The organism is Dellaglioa sp. CoH-55-MRSF-7, assembly GCF_056782235.1.
The window spans coordinates 1-21,097 of the sequence record NZ_JBXAYI010000007.1; the positions used below are offsets into that span (position 1 = coordinate 1).

General features: G+C 33.5%; 22 protein-coding genes and 1 other RNA gene. 6 read left to right on the top strand and 17 right to left on the bottom strand.

The annotated features are described in order from the left end of the window. Positions 1–86: 86 nt before the first annotated feature. Entirely contained in the window at positions 87–1,448 is a 1,362-nt protein-coding gene (brnQ, locus tag AC1RPU_RS06730; RefSeq protein ID WP_481761912.1) for a branched-chain amino acid transport system II carrier protein, read from the bottom strand. Positions 1,449–1,543: 95 nt separating this feature from the next. On the opposite strand from brnQ, the gene AC1RPU_RS06735 reads away from it, so the two are divergent. Beyond that, positions 1,544–2,521: an asparaginase gene (locus AC1RPU_RS06735; protein ID WP_481761911.1), complete on the top strand. Its 978-nt coding sequence runs from the start codon at positions 1,544–1,546 to the stop codon at positions 2,519–2,521. Between the two features lie 61 nt (positions 2,522–2,582). Here AC1RPU_RS06735 and AC1RPU_RS06740 read toward each other — a convergent pair whose 3' ends face one another. From AC1RPU_RS06740 to AC1RPU_RS06800, 13 genes are all read right to left on the bottom strand, one after another. Continuing rightward, positions 2,583–3,323: an acyl-[acyl-carrier-protein] thioesterase gene (locus AC1RPU_RS06740; RefSeq protein ID WP_481761910.1), complete on the bottom strand. Its 741-nt coding sequence runs from the start codon at positions 3,321–3,323 to the stop codon at positions 2,583–2,585. A 12-nt stretch (positions 3,324–3,335) separates the two neighbouring features. After that, complete coding sequence (gene rsmI, locus AC1RPU_RS06745) at positions 3,336–4,217, bottom strand: 16S rRNA (cytidine(1402)-2'-O)-methyltransferase (protein WP_481761909.1); 882 nt, start codon at positions 4,215–4,217, stop codon at positions 3,336–3,338. Beyond that, positions 4,214–4,570 (bottom strand): DNA replication initiation control protein YabA, encoded by a 357-nt coding sequence (locus tag AC1RPU_RS06750; protein WP_481761908.1) that lies wholly within the window; start codon positions 4,568–4,570, stop codon positions 4,214–4,216. Before AC1RPU_RS06750 ends, rsmI begins: the two co-directional genes overlap by 4 nt. A 22-nt stretch (positions 4,571–4,592) precedes the next feature. After that, positions 4,593–5,600 (bottom strand): DNA polymerase III subunit delta', encoded by a 1,008-nt coding sequence (gene holB, locus AC1RPU_RS06755; protein WP_481761907.1) that lies wholly within the window; start codon positions 5,598–5,600, stop codon positions 4,593–4,595. Positions 5,601–5,612: 12 nt separating this feature from the next. Continuing rightward, complete coding sequence (locus tag AC1RPU_RS06760; protein WP_409021519.1) at positions 5,613–5,942, bottom strand: cyclic-di-AMP receptor; 330 nt, start codon at positions 5,940–5,942, stop codon at positions 5,613–5,615. 19 nt (positions 5,943–5,961) lie between these two features. Continuing rightward, positions 5,962–6,603: a dTMP kinase gene (gene tmk, locus AC1RPU_RS06765; protein WP_481761906.1), complete on the bottom strand. Its 642-nt coding sequence runs from the start codon at positions 6,601–6,603 to the stop codon at positions 5,962–5,964. Positions 6,604–6,767: 164 nt separating this feature from the next. Continuing rightward, positions 6,768–7,010: a YaaL family protein gene (locus tag AC1RPU_RS06770; RefSeq protein WP_481761905.1), complete on the bottom strand. Its 243-nt coding sequence runs from the start codon at positions 7,008–7,010 to the stop codon at positions 6,768–6,770. 18 nt (positions 7,011–7,028) lie between these two features. Continuing rightward, positions 7,029–7,628 (bottom strand): recombination mediator RecR, encoded by a 600-nt coding sequence (gene recR / locus AC1RPU_RS06775; protein ID WP_409021522.1) that lies wholly within the window; start codon positions 7,626–7,628, stop codon positions 7,029–7,031. 27 nt (positions 7,629–7,655) lie between these two features. Then, complete coding sequence (locus tag AC1RPU_RS06780; protein ID WP_409021523.1) at positions 7,656–7,970, bottom strand: YbaB/EbfC family nucleoid-associated protein; 315 nt, start codon at positions 7,968–7,970, stop codon at positions 7,656–7,658. Between the two features lie 17 nt (positions 7,971–7,987). After that, entirely contained in the window at positions 7,988–9,703 is a 1,716-nt protein-coding gene (gene dnaX, locus AC1RPU_RS06785; protein WP_481761904.1) for a DNA polymerase III subunit gamma/tau, read from the bottom strand. Between the two features lie 87 nt (positions 9,704–9,790). Then, positions 9,791–9,877, bottom strand: an RNA gene (gene ffs / locus AC1RPU_RS06790) — signal recognition particle sRNA small type. A 47-nt stretch (positions 9,878–9,924) separates the two neighbouring features. Then, on the bottom strand, positions 9,925–10,419 hold the full coding sequence (tadA, locus tag AC1RPU_RS06795; protein ID WP_409021525.1) for a tRNA adenosine(34) deaminase TadA: 495 nt from the start codon (positions 10,417–10,419) through the stop codon (positions 9,925–9,927). Further along, a complete protein-coding gene (locus AC1RPU_RS06800; RefSeq protein WP_481761903.1) occupies positions 10,420–11,022 on the bottom strand; it encodes a class I SAM-dependent methyltransferase in 603 nt (200 codons plus the stop codon). 213 nt (positions 11,023–11,235) lie between these two features. Between AC1RPU_RS06800 and nrdH the strand changes: the two genes are divergently transcribed. Genes nrdH through nrdF form a run of 4 tightly spaced genes read left to right on the top strand, consistent with a single transcriptional unit; the run spans position 11,236 to position 15,009 of the window. After that, positions 11,236–11,466 carry a glutaredoxin-like protein NrdH gene (nrdH, locus tag AC1RPU_RS06805; protein ID WP_481761902.1) on the top strand — a complete coding sequence of 77 codons (231 nt, stop codon included), beginning with the start codon at positions 11,236–11,238 and terminating at the stop codon, positions 11,464–11,466. Next, a complete protein-coding gene (gene nrdI, locus AC1RPU_RS06810; RefSeq protein ID WP_481761901.1) occupies positions 11,466–11,846 on the top strand; it encodes a class Ib ribonucleoside-diphosphate reductase assembly flavoprotein NrdI in 381 nt (126 codons plus the stop codon). Before nrdH ends, nrdI begins: the two co-directional genes overlap by 1 nt. Next, positions 11,818–13,995 (top strand): class 1b ribonucleoside-diphosphate reductase subunit alpha, encoded by a 2,178-nt coding sequence (gene nrdE, locus AC1RPU_RS06815; protein ID WP_481761900.1) that lies wholly within the window; start codon positions 11,818–11,820, stop codon positions 13,993–13,995. The genes nrdI and nrdE overlap by 29 nt, the downstream gene beginning before the upstream one ends. Before the next feature lie 21 nt (positions 13,996–14,016). Continuing rightward, positions 14,017–15,009, top strand: a complete 993-nt coding sequence (nrdF, locus tag AC1RPU_RS06820; protein WP_409021529.1) for a class 1b ribonucleoside-diphosphate reductase subunit beta — start codon at positions 14,017–14,019, stop codon at positions 15,007–15,009. A gap of 70 nt (positions 15,010–15,079) precedes the next feature. Here nrdF and AC1RPU_RS06825 read toward each other — a convergent pair whose 3' ends face one another. Further along, the gene (locus tag AC1RPU_RS06825) at positions 15,080–15,616 is read right to left on the bottom strand and encodes a DUF1648 domain-containing protein (protein ID WP_481761899.1); all 537 of its coding nucleotides are present in this window, start codon (positions 15,614–15,616) and stop codon (positions 15,080–15,082) included. Positions 15,617–15,791: 175 nt separating this feature from the next. Further along, positions 15,792–17,132 (bottom strand): hemolysin family protein, encoded by a 1,341-nt coding sequence (locus tag AC1RPU_RS06830; RefSeq protein WP_481761898.1) that lies wholly within the window; start codon positions 17,130–17,132, stop codon positions 15,792–15,794. 243 nt (positions 17,133–17,375) lie between these two features. On the opposite strand from AC1RPU_RS06830, the gene AC1RPU_RS06835 reads away from it, so the two are divergent. Then, the gene (locus AC1RPU_RS06835) at positions 17,376–18,014 is read left to right on the top strand and encodes a DUF998 domain-containing protein (protein WP_481761897.1); all 639 of its coding nucleotides are present in this window, start codon (positions 17,376–17,378) and stop codon (positions 18,012–18,014) included. 275 nt (positions 18,015–18,289) lie between these two features. Here the strand turns inward: AC1RPU_RS06835 and mprF are convergent, their stop codons facing one another. After that, positions 18,290–20,899, bottom strand: a complete 2,610-nt coding sequence (gene mprF / locus AC1RPU_RS06840) for a bifunctional lysylphosphatidylglycerol flippase/synthetase MprF (protein ID WP_481761896.1) — start codon at positions 20,897–20,899, stop codon at positions 18,290–18,292. Between the last annotated feature and the right edge of the window lie 198 nt (positions 20,900–21,097).

Consider the following 21,097-nt stretch of genomic DNA (forward strand, 5'->3'; position numbering starts at 1 on the left):
TGTCTCCGATTGAATATCGAAAACATACCGACCAGATGATCGCTTAATATTTACTCCAACTTTTGGGGTTCACTTCATGTTTCTTTTTAATTTATTTTCTTTTCACGAATCATAAAAATTAGTCCCATAAGTAATCCTAACGCAGCAGGAACTATCCAACTTAAGCCAATATTAAACAGTGGTAAATAATGATTTGCAAATGCTAACATATTTTTAGCAAAAGCTAAATTTTTAATTGAAATTGGCATCGCGTTTAGTCCATCAAAAATGGCACTAAAAAGCGTTAAAACGGTTAACCATTTGTAGATAATGCTGACTTTTAAGTCATACTTATTTAAAGTAGGTTCTAAACAGGCAGCAATCATCAATACAATAGCAAGTGGGTAAAGCAACATCAAAACTGGTGTTGATAATGTAATTAATTGATCTAACCCAACGTTGGCAATTAAACAACTAATCACACAACCAAGTGTTAAATACAATTTATAGCTACCATGACCAATAATTTCAACACATGTTTTAGCACATGCGCTAGTCACGCCAATTGCCGTTTTAATACAAGCAACAACAATAATTGCAGCAAGAAAGAAACTTCCGAATTGTCCAAAATAACGTTGAGCAACTTGAGCTAAAATAGCACCACCATTACCAGAATGTGGAAATACACCCAGACTCGTTGCCCCAAGATAGGCCAAGCATGTATAGATGATTCCCATCAAAATAACACTGATACTACCAGAATAGATAATCCCTTTAGTAATTGATTTAGGATTCGTAATACCTAAATCTTTAATTGTATCCACAATGATAATACCAAAAGCCAAACCAGCGAGTGCATCCATAGTGTAATATCCTTGCCCAAAAGCAGACATAAAAGCACCATTCTTGTAAGAACTTGTTGCGGGGAAATCTGAAAAATTACCCATTGGCTTAATAAATACAAATAACAATAAAATAGCCAACGCACATAAAAATATGGGATTTAAATACTTACCAACATAGACTAATATCTTGGTTGGTTTAACTGCCAAAAGCCAAACTATTGTGAAGAATAAAATTGAAAATAATAATAGCCATACTGAATGTTGGCTGGCTTTAATATGTGGTGCAATTCCAATTTCAAACGGAATAGTTGCTGATCTTGGACCTGCAAATAGCGGTCCAATAGTTAGGTAGAGCAACATTGTGAAAATTATGCCATACGTTCGATTAACCTTAGAGGCTAAATCGAAAACTCCCCTACTTTTAGACAATCCAATAGCAATTACACCTAAAAAAGGTAACCCAACACCAGCAATTAGAAAGCCTAAATTACCTATCCACAGGTTTTGTCCGGATTGTTGACCTACAAAGACTGGAAAAATTAAATTTCCCGCGCCAAAAAATAAACCGAATAACATTGAGCTAATAAATAAATACTCATTCTTACTTAATTGTTTTTCTTTCATTCTCATAACCACCTTATCTGTTCATATACAGTAACAAATTCATAGTCAAAGTACAATATAATATGTATAATCTAAGTGTCAGCAAGGAGGAAAATATGAAAAAAATATTAATTTTACACACTGGTGGTACAATCGCCATGTCTGAAAATCAAGAAACAGGCGCAGTTGCACCTGGTGCAGAAAACCCTTTAAACCAAGTTGAAAATCCATTTGGTGATCGTTTCGATTTAATCACTGAAAATATTTTTAACTTACCATCCCCACATATTGGCCCCATAGAGATGCTAATTATTCAAAAAAGAATTATGCGTGCATCCGCGGAAGCGATTGATGGTATTGTTATTACTCACGGTACGGATACATTAGAAGAAACTGCTTATTTTTTAGATCTTACATTACCGAACCATCTACCTGTCGTTTTAACAGGTGCTATGCGTTCCGCAAATGAAATAGGCTCAGATGGCTTACACAATTTTCAAACAGCCATCTTAACTGCAGCAAGTGATGATGCAGTTGATAAAGGTGTCTTAGTTGTTATGAATGATGAAATTCATACAGCACGCTATGTAACAAAAACACATACAACAAATGTCGCAACTTTTAGAACACCAACGTTTGGCCCAATTGGTAGTATCGCTAAAGATAACGTGACCTTTTTTGCCGAATTGCTAAGCCAGACTTGCTTAGCAATCGACAAAGTTGTTGATCATGTTTATTTAATTAAGGCTTATGCTGGAATGGATGCTGATTTACTTGGTTTTCTTAATAATGACCAAACGAACGGTATTGTCATTGAAGCTCTTGGTGCAGGAAATCTTCCCCCACAAGTTTTAGCTAATCTTCAAAAATTAATTGATCGCGATATTCCAGTTGTAATTGTTTCACGTTGCTTTAATGGCGTGGCACAAGATGTTTACGACTATGAAGGTGGTGGCGTTCAATTGAAAAAAATGGGCGGCATCTTCTGTCGTGGCTTAAATGGTCAAAAAGCAAGAATCAAACTATTGGTTGGATTAAGTGCTGGTCTTGAAAAAGAAGAACTCTCGATTTATGTCGCAGATGCTTTATCATAAAAATATAAAAAATGCTCTGAGTAACTGGATAGACTTCCAGTTACTCAGAGCATTTTTTATTCTAACGTTTCGTCCACTCACAGTCAGCTTCACAATAAACATCATCACCAATTTTAATCTGGTGATGTGTCGTTAAGTTATCAATAACAACGATACTATCTATCTTATGACCATAGTGAATTTCTTTTTCATATTTAATATTCATATGTTTCAAATCATGTGACATTAAAAAGTCTTCTGACAATGAATCTAATAACCAATCAAAATATTTTGAATTGTTTACATGTTGATTTGGATCAATATCAAAGAATCGAACGTCATATGATTTTTTAGCAGCTATTGTATCTTCTTTCATGATACCAACTGGTTTCTCCAAACGCTCAATTCTTCGTGTATATTCAGCACCAAAAGGTTCAATAACTTCTGGCAATACACGAGTCATTTTACGTGTTTTATGATCCATTAAAACAAATACAGCATGAATATGTGCACACTCATTACCTGCTTCATCATGAACCCAGAAATCTCGGTAACAGAAGAAACGATTGTACGAAACAGCCTCAGTAGTTAATGTTAAATTCTCATCAATATGTGGTATTCTCGAAATATCAATAAGATATTGTGTAATAACCCAACCAAAGCCCAAATTTGTTAAATCTTTTTCAGTAATTCCTAAGCTATCACTTTGGTCTGTTGAAACCAAAATAATCATGTTAATTAGCATTGCTACTGTCACACGCCCACTTTTATCGCCTTCATAGTAAACCGCACGATGTAGCTCACTAAATTTATTATCTGCCAATATGTTCACTCCTTAAATCTGATGATACAGATTATAAACTTCTTGTTTTTTCATCTCTTGTTTCTTAGCAATCTCTTTTATCGCATCATTAGTTTTCATACCTGTTTCAATCAAATAATCAACTTGTTCTTCAATTGACATATTAGCCAGATGATCAACTTCCGTTGCTTCTGGCGAATCATTTCCCTCAACAATTACACAAAATTCTCCACGGACTTGCTCAGTGCCAGCCCATTTGATAGCATCATCCAGTGTTCCACGCAAGAATTCTTCATAACGTTTAGTTAATTCTCGGCATAGTACAACTTTACGCTGACCACCAAGGCTAGCAGCTATTTGTGTTAATGTTTTTTTCAAGCGATGTGGTGCTTCATAAAAAATAAGCGTCATTGTTTGATTTTTCAACTCAGCTAATTCTTCTTTTTGACTCTTAGGTTTTCGCGATAAAAAACCATAGAATAAGAACGGTTGTGGCGCTAATCCAGAAGCTATTAATGCAGTGATCCCGGCATTTGCCCCAGGAAGTGGCACAACTGGAATCTTAGCTTCAATACATGCTTTAACAAGATCATGCCCAGGATCACTAATTGATGGCATTCCTGCATCACTTACTTGTGCGATTGATTGACCAGCCAATATTTTATCAACAAATTGCGGAATACGTTCTTGCGTATTATGTTCATGAAAACTCAATTGACTTGTTTCAATTTCAAAATGATTTAATAATTTTTGTGTGTTTCGTGTATCTTCGGCTGCTATATAGTCAACCTCTTTTAAAATATCAATCGCTCTAAACGTCATATCAGATAAATTACCAATTGGTGTCGGTACTAAATATAATGACCCAGTTGTCCCTTTACCTTGAAAACTGCTTTGTGCTGCTATTTCACTCATACTTCGCGCTCCCCATAAATTAAATCTAAACAGAAAGCACAAGGTTCATCATCGACTCGACGTGATCCGTACATCCCTTCAATATTACAAATATGAAAACCTTGATCATATAATTTTTCTAAGTTTTGACGTGATTTTGACAGATTTGCATCGGAAGATTCATTAAAATTCTTAGACGTTTGTCGTTCTATTTCACTTAATCGTTCTCTCAAATGTTGGTTTTCAATCTCCAATTCAGCGTTATTTTCAAGAACACCAGTCATATCAGATTTTATTGTTTCAAAACTCGATAACATTTTTTTCATTTCTTCCTCGATAGCTATAAAATTATCATATAGTTGACGCTTATCCACAAAATCACCTTCATTTCATATTTTATAAATCTATTAATTTTAACGTTGTTACTTCAATTGCACTTTGAAATGTCATATTTATTTGGAGCATCGTTTTAATTTGTAAACAACCATCTAATATAGCAACTAACTTTTTATCACTAATCATTTGAGTTATTTTATCAATTTCAGTTAAACGATTAGAAAAACTCACTTGTTCCTTACGATTATAACGGACAAGTAAACAATCACGCGCTAACAGTACCATTAAATCAACCATCAATGCCTGTTGTTGTTTTTCTTTTGCGAGTGGCACTAGTTTTGTTTGTACCAAAATGAAACTTTCAGCATCATTTTTCAATAATTTACTGAACCAATTCCAAACTTGATTTGTCATTTCAGTAAAATTCTCATCTTGTGCTAATGCTACAGCATGGCTTGTACTCTCAGTTACATGAACAAGTAACTGAGCCTGATCTTTCAAGATACCTTGATTTAATAAATTTTGAATCAATTTTTCTTGAGAGAGTGCGACAAAATTAACCAGTTGGCACCGTGATTGAATAGTTGGCAAAATTTGATTTTTATTTTCTGTTAATAAGAAAGCTTTCACATTTCCAACAGGCTCTTCTAAAAATTTAAGTAAACTGTTCGCAGCACTAGCTGTCATACTCTCAGCTTTTTCAATTATAAAAATCTTTTGGCTACCTTCAACACCACTTTTTGAAAATTCTGATTTCAAAAATCGAATTTGATCAACTTTAATTGACTGGCCTTCAGGCTTAACACTCACGATATCAGGGTGATTACCTGATAGAATTCGTTGACATTCACCACATACACCGCAAGGCTTTTGATCCTCGTCAGCAGTACAAAAGAGTCGCATTGCAATCCATTGTGCTAGTTCAACCTTACCAATACCTTCTGGTCCGGAAAATAGATAAGCATGGGCTAACTTATTTGTTATTATCAATTTTTCAAAATGTTCAATTAATTTTGGCTGTAATTCTTGAATTTTAATATTACTGGTTTCATCAGCTAATTCTGTCATTACTATTTACTCCTAAAATTGATGAAACTCTTCTACTGGTAAGACAAATACTGTTGCACCACCAACCTGAACTTCTAATGGAAATGGTACTTGTGCATCCATTGAAACATCTAAGTTAACAGGGGGGGCCATAAATTGTTCACGCGTTGATGATGTCTCTTTAATGATTTGTAATACCTCATCAACACGTTCATCTTCAATACCAATTAAAAAGGTTGTATTACCAGACTTTAAAAAACCACCAGTTGTTGATAGTTTTGTTGCACGGACATTTGAATCTATAAATATATTGCTTAATCGGTTACTATCTTTATCTTGAACAATCGCTGTAATTAATTTCATTTGAATTCCCTCATTTCATTTATTTAAAAGACTCGGGTAATTTTTTCTTCAGAACGTCAATACAATCGTCAATTACTTTTTCCAAAGGTTGCGCCGCATTAATGGTTATAATACGTTCTGGATTTTTCACTGCTAATTGTTGGTATGCTTTGCGTACTTTTTGATGGAACTCTAACTTTTCATCATCTAAACGATTTATTTCATTTTGACGATGCTCAAAAATTCGTTTTAATCCAATTTCTGATGGTACGTCAAAGTATAAAGTTAAATCAGGTTCTGTTCCATTTGTTGCAAATAGGTTCATATCAGCAACCGCTTGCGTTCCGATATCTCTACCAGCACCTTGGTAAGCAATTGAACTATCAACATAACGATCACATATTACAATTTTATCTTCCTTAAGTGCTGGGAAAATTATTTCTGCGATATGCTGACGTCTTGATGCTGCAAACAATAATGCTTCAGTTCGTTTATCCATCTCTGGATAATCTTGATTTAAGACAACTTCACGAATGGCTTCAGATATCGGACTTCCACCTGGTTCACGTGTTATAACTAATTCTTTTACCAAGTTATTTTGTATCTTTTTTATAATACCTTTTAAGGCACTCGTTTTGCCGGACCCATCTGGTCCTTCAATCGTTATAAATTTTCCAGTCACATTAACGACCCCAATACTTATTATTATTGTACTTGAATCTTAAAAACCTGTCCATAAGATAAACCTACTATTAGTATACTATCTCTTATTTAATAAATCTAATCAGCATTTCACAAAAAAACGCCAAGACAAGTTAGGCGAATTGTCTCAACGTTCTTTCTAATTTAATGTGTGATTACTGAAGCCTGCATATGCCCTTTAACTGAACGAACACGCGCTTCATTATAGAGAAAGAAATATCTTTTTCTTGCCATCTGTGTTTCATTAATTAATTCTTCATCAACTTCGTAAATGGCCTCTTCAGTTTGTTTGGCTTGATCCCATGCTATTTTAGCGAGATCAATTGACTCTAGCAACTTAGCGTCATACTCTTTACGTAATTTAAGTTTTGTTTTTTTATTAAACATTACACCGTCAGCTCATTTCTATATTTCAGTACGTCCTTCAATCGCTTTAAACAACGTCATTTCATCTGCGTACTCAATATCGCTACCTACAGATAGTCCATGGGCTAATCTTGTCACTTTAATTCCAGCCGGTTTAATCAATCTCGATAAATACATTGACGTTGCTTCACCTTCTGGCGTTGCATTTGTCGCAATAATAACTTCCTGCATATCGGGATGCGATTGAAGACGTGTTAATAAACTTGTGATATTAATATCTTCCGGCCCTTTACCTTCAATTGGTGATAATACACCATGAAGCACGTGATACAAGCCGTGATACTCTTTCATTTTTTCTAAAGACATCACATCTTTAGGTTCTTCTACAACAATAACTTTGGTTTGATCACGTGATGAATCAGAACAAATCTGACAAGGATCTTCTTCAGTAATATTGCCACAGATACTACAATAATGTAGGTCTCGTTTGGCAGATATTAGTGATTTAGCAAAATCGGTGACATCATCTTCATCCATATCAATTGTAAAAAAAGCTAATCTTGTAGCAGTTTTACCACCAATACCTGGTAATTTCATATAACTTTCAATCAATTTTGCGATAGGTTCAGGATATTGCATTTTCTTTAGCCTTCTTTAATTTTAAGTTTATAGTCCAGGCATCCCTTGAGAATATTTACCCAATTTATCAGTTGTTGTTTTTTCAATTTTTGTCATAGCATCATTAACAGCCATAATAATTAAATCTTGTAACATATCAACATCATCAGGATCGACTGCTTCTTCTTTAATCATGATATCAGTCATTTTTTTGTCCCCTGTAAAGGTTACCTTAACTAAATCATTTGAAGCTTCGCCAACAAATTCAGTTGCATTCAAAGCCTCTTGGTCTTTTGTCATATCTTTTTGTAATTTTTGCATTTGTTTCATCATACCTTGCATATTACCATTTCCACGCATCATTATTAATTACTTCCTTTCTAATCCTGTTTAATTTCTATATTTTCTGTTCCAAAAATTTCTTCAGCTTTTGAAACAATTGGTTCTACTACTTCAGGTTCTGGCTCAATAATTGTTTCAGTTCCCTCGTGCTCATTTTGTTTAATGTAAGATTTTCGGACTTCTGGCCATTGCTCTGCTGTAATACAGACCACCTTAGGGACATGATGTAATAATCGATCTAACCCATTACCTAAAGCATCGAGTAACTCTGTATCACTTGAAGCTTTGACAGACAAGAATTCGTAATTAAAACTAACAAGTACACTGTCAGGACTAGCCGCAACCGGTTCACTAGCTTGCATAATCGCACGTTGTGTAACTGAAAGTTGATGCAACAACTCTGGCCAAACCTGTTTTAATTGTACCAAACTTTCTTTTGTTGCGTGATCTAAAATAGGATAAATTTGAGATAAATTTAATGTTGCTTTTTTTTGAGTAGAGGCAACTTTTTTAGGCTTAGCTATTACTGCCACTTGCGGTTGATTATCATTCTGACTTAAATCAATTATTTGCTTTTTCAAGTCTTCAACTGTTTTAGTTAAATTATTAATTTGTTTAGATGCATCTGAACTTAATTCTGATTGAGTCGTCTCCGCAATCGTATCAGAGGTATTAAATTGTGATAATCGAATTGTTAATACTTCTAAATAAACATCTGGATGTGTTGTAAATCGCATTTGTTGTTGAATTTCATTTAAAACATTTATCATTTGGTATAAGAAATCAGCAGAAATAGTCTGTGATAAGTTTTTAAAATCATCATTAACCATCCCTAATTCTAGTTGATTAATAAGTGCTGGTGCTTGCTGATATAATAGTAAATCACGACTATAGGCAATTAAATCTTCGATTAATCTAGTTGAATCTTTACCTTCGTCTATAATTGCTTGTATCGTTTCTAATGCCTCAGTAGTCGCTTTTTGACTAACTTCCGTGACGTAATTCTGTATTTTATCCTGTGTTACACTACCGGTTACTAACAAAGCATTATCCAAAGTCACCTTGTTATCACCGAATGAAATGACCTGATCTAAAATACTCAAAGCATCCCGCATTCCACCTTCAGCTGCTTTAGCGATAACTTTAAGCGCTGGTTCTTCATATTCAATTCCTTTTTCAGACAAAATATAAACCATTCGTTCATAACTGTCAGCTGGCGTAATACGCTTGAAATCAAATTTCTGAGTTCTAGAAATAATGGTTGCTGGAATCTTATGTGGTTCCGTTGTAGCAAGAATAAAAATAACATTTTCAGGTGGTTCTTCAAGCGTCTTCAAGAGTGCATTAAAAGCACCCGTAGATAGCATATGAACTTCATCAATAATATAGATTTTAAAATCAGCTTGTGTGGGTGCATACTTTACTTTGTCACGGATATCACGAATTTCTTCAACCCCATTATTAGAAGCGGCATCAATTTCGATAACATCGTTTAATTGACCATTCGTAATAGCGATACATGTCTCACATTTGTTACATGGTTCGCCATTTTCCTGGAAGTGACAATTAACTGCCTTAGCAAAAATTTTAGCTGCGGACGTTTTACCTGTTCCACGTGGACCATTAAAAATGTATGCATGACTTGTTTGTTGTGTCATAATTGCATTTTTCAACGTCTGCGTAATCATGTTTTGTCCAACTAAATCACTAAATTTTTGTGGACGCCAGACACGGTATAAAGCTTGGTAACTCATCACAATCTCTCCTTTCAAAATCTATAAATAGCTTTTTAAATAAAAAAATCTCTCAGCCATTTCTGACTAAGAGTCTTAAATAATCATAATTACTTAAGGCACAAAGTGAATCAAACTTAGTGCTGCTTCCTTCCGGATCTGACACAATTCGTAAGCACACTATTGCCTTAAGGCCTTGCGGCAATTATTATAATACATTAAATTCCAACAAAAAGCTACCTTTATGATTGCTTTTTTTCTTTTCTTTTACGACGAACTTCTCTAAAGAATGATTGGAGTAGGTCTTTGGCTTCATCTAATAATAATCCAGATTCTACTTTTGCTTGATGATTAAATCGTTCATCCGTTAATAAGTTCCCAATGCTGCCTGCAGTTCCTGCTTTAGGATCAAATGCACCAAAGTAAACTTCGGGGATTCTTGAATTGATAATCGCACCACTACACATTGGGCATGGTTCTAGTGTTACGAATAATTGCGCATCTACAAGACGCCAGCTATGAATCGTAGCACAGGCTTCTTGGATGGCTAAAATTTCAGCGTGAAGGGTTGCATCTTGCACGTGTTCACGAATATTATGGCCTCGTCCAATAATCTCACCATTTTGTACAACAACACAGCCAATTGGTACTTCACCAATAATTTTTGCATTTCTTGCTTCATATAAAGCTTCGCGCATAAAAAATTCTTTTTGTTCTTCAGTTAATTTTTCTACCATTTACTTCACACTCATTAAAATATAGTAACCTTTATCTTTTAAAATAATGTCACAATTACCAAAAACTTCAGTCATTCTCTTTTGAGCCGAACTTGCCCCTTGTTTCTTTTGTAATACAGCAAACAATTGTCCGCCAACTTTTAAATGGTCGAATGCGCCACTTAAAATTTCATGAACGACCTCTTTGCCTGCTCTAATAGGCGGGTTTGTAAGAATTGCAGCATAATCTGTCTTTTTTACATGACTGTATGCGGCAGATTCAAAAACTTCTATATTATTAATTTTATTGATTACCGCGTTCTTCTTTGCTAATTCTAATGCTAATTCGTTTACATCTGTCATGTCTATTTTTCGTTCTGGTTGATTCTTGGCTATAGCAAGTCCTATTGGACCGTATCCACATCCAACATCTAAAATATTTCCCGGAATTATTTTTTGTTGCTCAACTGCATTTAATAAAACTCTTGAACCAAAATCGACTGTTTTTTTTGAAAATACACCATTATCTGTGGTAAACTTAAACTCGTTGTTCAACAGTTTAAATGTCCATTCTTTTTCATCATGAATAACATCTGGATTTTTCGAAAAATAATAATTCGTCATATTTTTACCTACTTTCTCAATAGTTTCTATAATACGGAGAAAATCGAATTTTCGCAATCAAAATTTAATATAAACAATCCAAGACCTTGAACACTACATCTTGTGTGATGCAACTTAAAATCACACTAAATGTAGTGTTTTTTTCAATTGATTTTTGGATTATGTGTTGTATACTTATCTTATTAAACAAAACAACAAAGGGGAATTTATATAATGAAAAAAGTTACTGTATTTACAAAAAACAACTGCATCCAATGCAAAATGACAAAACGTTTTTTAGAAGAAAACAACGTCGACTTTGATGAACGTAACATTTCCGAAGACGATAACGCAATCGATTACTTGAAAGGCCAAGGTTTCCAAGCTGTTCCTGTTATAGAAGCTACTGGATTCGATACAATCGCAGGATTTCGTCCTGATATGCTTAAAAAGTTGGCAGTCTAATGAAAATTGTTTTCTTTAGCATTACTGGACAAACACGACGCTTCATCAATAAAATTGGCTATCCTTCATTTGAAATCGATCCAACAAACCCGCTTATTGAATTAAATGAACCCTATATTTTAATTGTTCCAACTTATGAAATTGGGCTCACTGAATCGGTCAACGACTTTATTGAATATCAATCAAATAGAGAAAATATACTGGGTGTTGTTGGCGGTGGGAACCGCAACTTCGCCCAACTTTTTATTTTTACAGCCAAAGATATCGCAACCGACTATCACGTCCCATTATTATATGAATTTGAATTCAATGGCACTGAAGAAGATGTAATCAATATGAAGAAAGTAGTTGATGAAATTGACATTAAAAACGTTAAATAGTGATAAAGTCACTTATTATGATTTAAATAATGAAATTAATATTCCCGTAGACGGTCAAATCCCACTTCAAAAAGATCAAGAAGCCTTAACCGCCTTTTTGAAAGAAAATGTTGCTGAAAATACAATGCAATTTGATTCATTAAAAGCACGTTTTGATTATTTAATTGACAACAACTATATTGAAACTGATTTTTATAATAAATATGACTTCTCATTTATAGAGGAGCTCTACGCTTATTTAGCAGCTCAAAAATTCCATTTCGGTACATTTATGGCTGCCTACAAATTTTATGCTCAATACGCACTTAAAACTGATAATAATGCCTATTACCTTGAAAATTATATTGATCGTGTTGCAATGAACGTTCTTTACTTTGCTGATGGTAATACAGAACTAGCTATGAATTTAGCTGACGAAATGATTCATCAACGTTACCAACCTGCTACACCTAGTTTCTTAAATGCCGGTCGTAAACGTCGTGGAGAATTAGTTTCTTGCTTCCTAATTCAAATTACTGATGATATGAATGGTATTGGACGTGGCATTAACTCAGCACTTCAATTATCTCGAATTGGTGGTGGTGTTGGTATTACGCTCAGTAATTTACGTGGCGCAGGTGCACCAATTAAAGGGATTGAGGGCGCTGCTTCTGGTGTTCTACCCGTTATGAAATTATTAGAAGATAGTTTTTCATATTCTAACCAACTAGGACAGCGTCAAGGTGCTGGAGTTGTCTATTTAGACGTCTTCCATCCAGATATTGTTGCTTTCCTGTCAGCTAAAAAAGAAAATGCTGATGAAAAAATCCGTGTTAAAACTTTATCACTAGGCATCACTGTACCTGATAAATTTTACGAACTCATTAAAGATAATGCAACGATGTATCTTTTCGATCCCTACGGTGTTGAAAGAGAATATGGAGTCCCTTATTCCTATGTTGATATCACAAAAGAATATGACAATATGGTTGCCAATAAAAATATTAGTAAAAAAACGATTCTTGCCCGCGAATTAGAAACTGAAATTTCTAAGCTGCAACAAGAGTCAGGCTATCCTTATATTGTCAATGTTGATACAGCAAATCGCGCAAACCCAATTGATGGTAAAATCATTATGAGTAATCTTTGTTCAGAAATCATGCAGGTTCAGACACCATCAACTGTGAATAATGCACAAGGCTACGATGTTATGGGGACTGATATTTCATGTAACTTAGGCTCAACTAACATTGTTAATATGATGGCTTCTCCAGATTTTGGCCGTTCAGTTGATTCAATGGTTCGCGCTTTAACTTTTGTAACTGATAGTTCAGATATTGATGTTGTGCCTCCTATTCAACATGGAAATAACTTAGCGCATACCATCGGTTTAGGTGCAATGGGCTTACATGCCTACTTCGCTAAAAACCATATGCATTATGGTTCAGAAGACTCAATCGATTTCACTAGTGTTTATTTTATGATGCTTAACTATTACTCATTAAAATCATCAAATGCTATCGCTAAAGAAAAAAATGAAACATTCCATAACTTTGAAAAAAGTACTTATGCAACTGGTACCTACTTTGATAAGTATCTTAACGAAGATTGGGGCCCTACTTCTGATAAAGTTGCTGCCTTATTTGATGGCATCGACATCCCTAATCAAGAAGATTGGGCGACTTTGAAAGCTAATATTCAAACTGACGGTCTTTATCATCAAAATAGATTGGCTGTTGCACCTAATGGCTCTATTTCATATATTAACGATACTACTGCCAGTCTTCACCCAATTATTAACCGAATCGAAGAGCGTCAAGAAAAGAAAATTGGAAAGATTTACTATCCAGCTCCTTACCTTTCAAATGACACGATTCCATACTATACTTCTGCATACGACATGGATATGCGTAAAGTTATTGACGTTTACGCTGCTGCACAGGAACATATCGATCAATCACTTAGTTTAACTTTATTCATGCGTTCAACGATTCCTGAAGGCCTCTACGAATGGAAAAATGGTCGGACAGATAAAATGACAACACGTGACTTAAACATTTTGCGTAATTATGCGTATAATAAAGGTATTAAGTCAATTTACTACATCAGAACCTTTACTGATGATCAAGAAGAAGTTGGCGCAAACGCTTGTGAGAGTTGTGTTATCTAAACTGTAACGGAGGAAAGTTAAATGAATAATGATAGTTACAAAGCAATTAATTGGAACGAAGTTGAAGATCAAGTTGATAAAGCAACTTGGGAAAAACTAACAGAACAATTTTGGTTAGATACACGTATCCCCCTTTCAAATGATTTAGATGATTGGCGTACACTGAGTCCTGCAGAAAAAACATTAGTTGGTCATGATTTTGGTGGGCTAACATTGTTGGATACGGTGCAATCACAAGATGGGATGGAAGCGTTGCGTCATGATACACGGACTGCCCACGAAGAAGCTGTTTTAAATAATATTCAATTTATGGAATCGGTTCATGCTAAAAGTTATTCATCAATTTTTTCAACGTTGAATACAGCTTCAGAGATTACTGAAATTTTCGAATGGACAGACAAAAACGAATTTTTACAAAAAAAAGCACAACGTATTAATGGTATTTACCAAAACGGGTCACCATTGGAGAAAAAAGTTGCTTCTGTTTTTCTTGAAACGTTCTTATTCTACTCTGGTTTCTATACGCCACTTTACTATTTAGGCCATAACAAACTGGCAAACGTTGCTGAAATTATTAAATTAATTTTACGTGATGAATCTGTTCATGGTACCTTCATTGGCTATAAATTCCAATTAGGATTCAACGAACTTTCTGAAGAAGAACAAGGTAAAATGAAGACCTGGATGTATGACCTTCTGTTTGAATTATATGAAAACGAAGAAAAATATACCCATGAACTTTATGATGAAGTTGGTTGGACTGAAGAAGTTTTAACCTTCTTACGTTACAATGCCAACAAAGCTCTAATGAATTTAGGCCAAGATCCTTTGTTCCCTGATACAGCTTCTGATGTTAATCCTGTTGTCATGAACGGAATTTCAACATCAACATCTAATCATGATTTCTTCTCTCAAGTTGGTAATGGCTACTTACTTGGTAGTGTGGAATCAATGGATGATTCAGATTATGAAATTGGTGAAAGCGGCCAAATGAAACGTCGTCCTAAACGTTAGAAAAAAATCCTTACTATCAGCCTAAAAACTGATAGTAAGGATTTTTTATTTAACAGTTTTAACTTTACAATTACAGTAACATTCCCACTATTCCCGCACAAAGTATCAATATTCCTATAATGACCATCCATACACCTGATAAACGATTTAATTTCTCACGATGACTAGAATCCTGCGTTATTTTCTTCATCCTAAAGTTGGTATATTTATTAGGAACCGTTTTAGGCGCATAGTTTCCTAAGATGATCAGCAATGTTCCCACTATCAGTGCAACACTGCTAATAATATTAACCTGATGTCCCAACGCGGTAGCAAATATCATTGTTGCTAAAAGTATTGATAAGATTGGCGTAATCCAAATTAAAGCTGTATCTAGTTTCTTATTTTGACGATTAGTGTTATCTATTACCATTATCACCACATTGATTAAAATCATCAATAATGGGAACCCAATAATAACTAGATTTTTATCACCATACTGATCAATATTACCACCTATATTCCAGTGAATCGGAATTTTATTGGGTAATTTGTGATACAAAACTACTCCCATAATCATTGGAACAAATCCAAATAAGATGGCGCTGATATTCCTTTTATTTTTCATAATTGTCTCCTCCTACCAGATATTGTGACCATTTTAAATAATTCGAAATAGTCGTTTGATTCAAATTAATATGGTTACTACTTTTACCAATTGGCAAGCTATAATCCTTACCAGTAATGTAGTAAAAAAAATAGCATTTAGAGCTAATTAAAAACTAACCCTAAATACTATTTTTTTAAGCGTTCACTTTGTTAATCACTCTTTTATCTGTTGGTAAAACAGTTACTTCAAATTCTGAAATATAAGCATTTTCATAGTCCAATGCCTTAATATTAAAATTAGCAATTTTCATTTCATCATTAGCTCGAAATTTTGAGTCATTATTAAGCACAAATCCAGTAAGCGTCACCGCTTCACTTTCTTCCGTTTCTTTAAGCGTTGTATCAAAATATCTTTCAAAATCATATAATGTCACTTTACCTGAAACTTTAAATTTATTGTTTCCCATATCTACTATATTATCGTCATTCGTATCATCAAATTCTTCTCTAACAACACCAAATAATTCTTCATAGATATCTTTATCTGTAACAATCCCTGAAGTCCCACCATACTCATTAACGACGATAACGATTGGTGTTCTCTTAGATACCATAACATCCATAATACTATGAACTTCAGCATTTTCTTGAACGGCCGGAATATCACGCATAATTGTTGAAATCAAATTTGTCTTATCAATTTTTTCCTGTCGCAATAAATCATAACTATAAACGTACCCGATAACTTTATCTTTATCATTGTTAGCAATAACTGGGAACCTTGAATATCTAGTTCTCCAATATAAATTAACAACGTTTCTAATTGAATCGTCTACGTCTACTGCAACCATCGATGTTCGGTCAATCATGATATCTTCTGCCACTTTATCATTCATATCAAATGCTCGTCGCATGAATGTTAAATCTTCTTCATCAAGTTCACCAGCATTTGCGGATAATCGAGATAATGAGAGAATTTCAGTTTGCGAATAAATATCTTCTTCATTTTCAACTTCATAACCTAACAAATGCGTAATCCAATTTGCTGAACGATCTAAAATCCAAATTAATGGGTATAACACAATATGGAAAAACATAATAGGACGGACAATAAATAATAATACTGGCAATGGATCTGCAATTGCAATATTTTTAGGTACTAAATCAGTAAAAACAGCATGAATAACAGTAAAAATAAGAATTGCAGCAACCGATGCAATAGCATTTGCCATAGCCGCGGGTAATATATTTGATTGTATAATCGCATCTGCTATTGTTTTTTCACCAATCCAACCTAAAATCAAACTAGTTGAAGTGATTCCAACTTGGGCCGTTGACAGATACTCCGTTAGGTTCTCCGTCATATGAATAGCCCGCTTAATATTTTTAAGCGGCTTTTTCCCATACATATCTTTCAATGCACTAATACGGACACGAACCAACGCATACTCAGTCAGTGTAAATAACACAGACAAAAGTAATATTGCGATAATAACAATTACATTCACTAAATAATTTTCCGGACCAGAATCCAAGGTAACACCCTACTTTCAATTTGTTGTAATTTCTTAACTTCCATTATATCAAAAATATTGTTCATAAACTAGTTAACACTTTATCATTATATCTAAAATAAGGCTATCTAAATCGATATATCTTGGTATTATCTTAATTATAATTAAGAAGTGTCATTTTTAATTAGCCTTTTCGTAAACAACTATTACTTAAATAAGTTATAATAAAATTATCATATAAATAATTAGAATTGGGGATCTATAATGAATTTTTTAAAGAAATATGGTTTTTATTTAATGGCACTTGCCGTTATAAGTGAGTGGATTTTGCCTTTAGCATTAGCACCATTTGTACCTGGTTATTTGCAATTCACTAATTTAATTAGTGATTTTGGGGAAGTTGGCGTTCCAACTCATATGGCATTTAAAGTTTGGGAAGTTATAAATGGACTTCTTTTCTTACTTTCAGCACCAGCTTTCTATGAATATTTTAAAGGTACGTCAAAAAAATTAGCCAGCTGGTTTACCGCTATGTTAATTATTTTTAGTATGACCGATTGTCTTTTAACAGGAATTTTCGATCGTGCACTCACATCAAATACACAAAGCATTACGGGTATGATCCACAATTATTCGTCAGGCATTGGCGACACCGCTCTTTTGATTAGTATGTTTTTTTTATTAAAACTCTATCAAAAGCAAGGTAAAAAACTAATTACAACCCTTTTATTAGTTGCCTTTATTATTTCACTAGGAATTCAATTTTTATTTGTTTATCCAAGAATTATGCCAGATTCACAATTTAAAATTCCTTATCGTGGTTTGTGGCAACGTTTAAATTTATGGTTACTCTATATGCCATTTTTATTAATCTCTATCAAAAATATGTTTAAAAAAAGATAATACTAATTAATGAAATGCCTCACAATTATTAGACATAAGTCTAGTAATTGTGAGGCATTTTTATATCTAAATAATCGAGTAAGAAAGCAATCATCATACGCAGTTTCCAGACTAAAAGTACGTTAAATTAACTATTTGTTCACTACATTTAGAGTTTCTTTTGCTTCATAACAAACGTATTTCTTGCAAATTAAAAGACATAATTCCGATATTTTACCGGAATTATGTCTTGGTGTCTCAAATAATATATATCTCTACCCTTTTAATATACTATATTATCTAATATTCTTTATTAAAAACTTCATTATAGGGCTAGGCATTCTATCCTTTTTATCTACTGATTTTTTTTGATTTACAACTGCTAAAATCTGTAATAACGTAAAGGCAATCGAACTACGTTTCCTAAATGAAATATATTTTGGCTGCCATTTAGTTACATATTTATTTTTATACTTCTTTAGTCCCTGGAAACCATAAAAATGATACCCATATTCATAAATTAAATGAGCTATTTTTTCTTCCGCAAAACTAAATTTAGATTCACCTACATTCGACAATGGTGCCATACCCATATCGAATAATTCATAGCCGCCTTCTTTTGCTTGTTGAAAAAGGCTAATAAAGATTTTATCCATAATACCAGATGGCGCTTCTTCTCTACTATATCTCATCAAATCAATCGATAAGACCCTATTATTTCCGGTTGGCATCATTGTCGCAAAGGCAACCTTATGTCCCTCAGAATCATTAATAATAGCAATAGGCGCTTGATTAAGATAATATTCATCGAAAAATCCTAAAGAAAATCCTTTTTCAGCTTGTCCATTCAGCCAACTATCAGATATTTTTTTCAATTCTTGAATAGTTTCCTTTGAATAAGGGGGCTCGATCATTGCAAATGTATAGTTTTCTCGTTCAAATTTATTCATTAAAGCACGTTCAGAACGTCTTTTTTTACCAGCCAATTCAAATTCAGCTACTCTAACAAAACCTTCTTCACCCGTTTTAATGAAATCAAATCCAACTTCATGTAACATCATTGTTAACTTCGCATCAACTTCATAAAAAACTAATTCTAATCCTTCAATATCTGCGTCAACAATAAATTGATTAATTGCTTCACGAATAAACTCATGATTACCAACAGGTTCACCCATAACCACTAATTTATTCGATTTTTTTTGATAAAGGAAAAATACTTCGTCCTGTCCATCATTTTGATAGAAATAAACATTTTTATCCTTTAAAAATGAAAGATGACTGACTTCATTACCACCATAAGTATCAATTACATTTTTAACACGATCTGCTGGAAAATCTTGCTTACCAAATCGTTTATCCTTACCAGATAAGTACGTAAATGCAATCCATAACACCACAACTGCAGAAAGTAAACCTAGGAATCCTGATAGCCATATCTTTTCTGAAGGAAATAAGAATACATCTGGAACTTTACCCTTAAAGTGGAATTCTGGCATGTTATAGAATCCTACGATTGTGTATAAAATGAATGTTCCAGCAAATATACTTCCATCAATTAATAAACGGCCCCATGAATATTCAAATCTTTCACGATAAAATATTGGTTTAGATAATAGTGCACAAATGAGAATGATAGTTAAGAAAATAAGTATTGTTACTGAGAAATCATGCCACAATGTATTAGCAATACCCACGACAACAAAGATAATCATTGGCCAATAGACACGTTTAACTTTAGATTCAATACCTCGACCAATCCCAATCATTAAGAATGCAAGTATAATATTACTCATTTGATGAATGAAATAAAAGGTATAAGGATATAAGTAATTAATAATTGGATTAGTAAATGTAAATTCTGGAACCGTTGAAGCAAGTAATAAGATGATACCTGTCATATAGAAAAATAACACAAGTATAAAATGTGCTACTCTACTGAGTAAGATAACTGGTAGTCCATTTAAGTACTCATTAAGACGATGTCCTGAATCTTTAACGAATAATAATACCCCCACTAAGAATGGGAATATATAATAAAATAATCGATAAAACAATAACCAGATAACAGCTGTGCTATCCTGTACACCTAATGTTTGTAACCCTAAAATCATAAAGACATCAAAAGAACCTAACCCACCCGGAATCATTGAAATAACACCGATAATTGATGCGATAATAAATAACGGGAAGACAGCAACTAAATTAGATGTATCAACATTCATCATAAATCCGATATAAATGAAAAATAAACCAGCAGATCCCCATTCTAAGGAAGAGCCAAGTATTAACGTTAGTTCACGACCTAATGTTAAATCTGCAAAAAATTCTGAATCTCTTGTCTTTGTAATAATAAAAACAATTGGAAAATATAGGCCACCTAATAACAACCAGACCCAATACTGTCCGAATTGTGGTCCAATATTTAATCCAAAAATCATGAATAAAGAAACCCAACAATATAGTGATAGACCCGCAACTAAAAATAATGCTATTTTTGATATAGCAAATAGCACCTGTTTTTTAGACGCATTTTTACTATAAAAATTAGCTCTAAGTGATGCACCTAGTAGGCCACCAAATCCTGCTATGTTAGTCATTGTATTCGTTATCCAACCGCTTTGAAGAATGTATCGCCAAGAATACTTTTCTGGTAAAAATTTAACCATGACAAAATCATAAATCATCATCGGAAGGACAGCAATAAATCCAATTACCAACATTAATATAATGGATTTTACTGACTGTGATTCAAAACTTTGCTGAACTTGTTCACCATTTATATCCTTAAATATTTGTCCAACTTGGATAATAACAAAAATTAAAACTGATAAAACAAATAAAAGCTTAATTGCTGTTAATCTTTTTTTAATAAATTCATTACACGTACTAATTATTTTTTTCATTTTTTGAATCCCCCGATTTATTTTTTGTTACTTATACTCCCCCCGGAATATATAATACTATTTTTTCTTTTGTTCTACGTAACCTTCATTTCACAATAAAGTCTATATCGTTAATAAAATTAATGTAGTCTATGTAAAATTTGGTATAAAATAACTAACATCACCATAAAAATAATTTGCTTCGATCTAGTTACTATT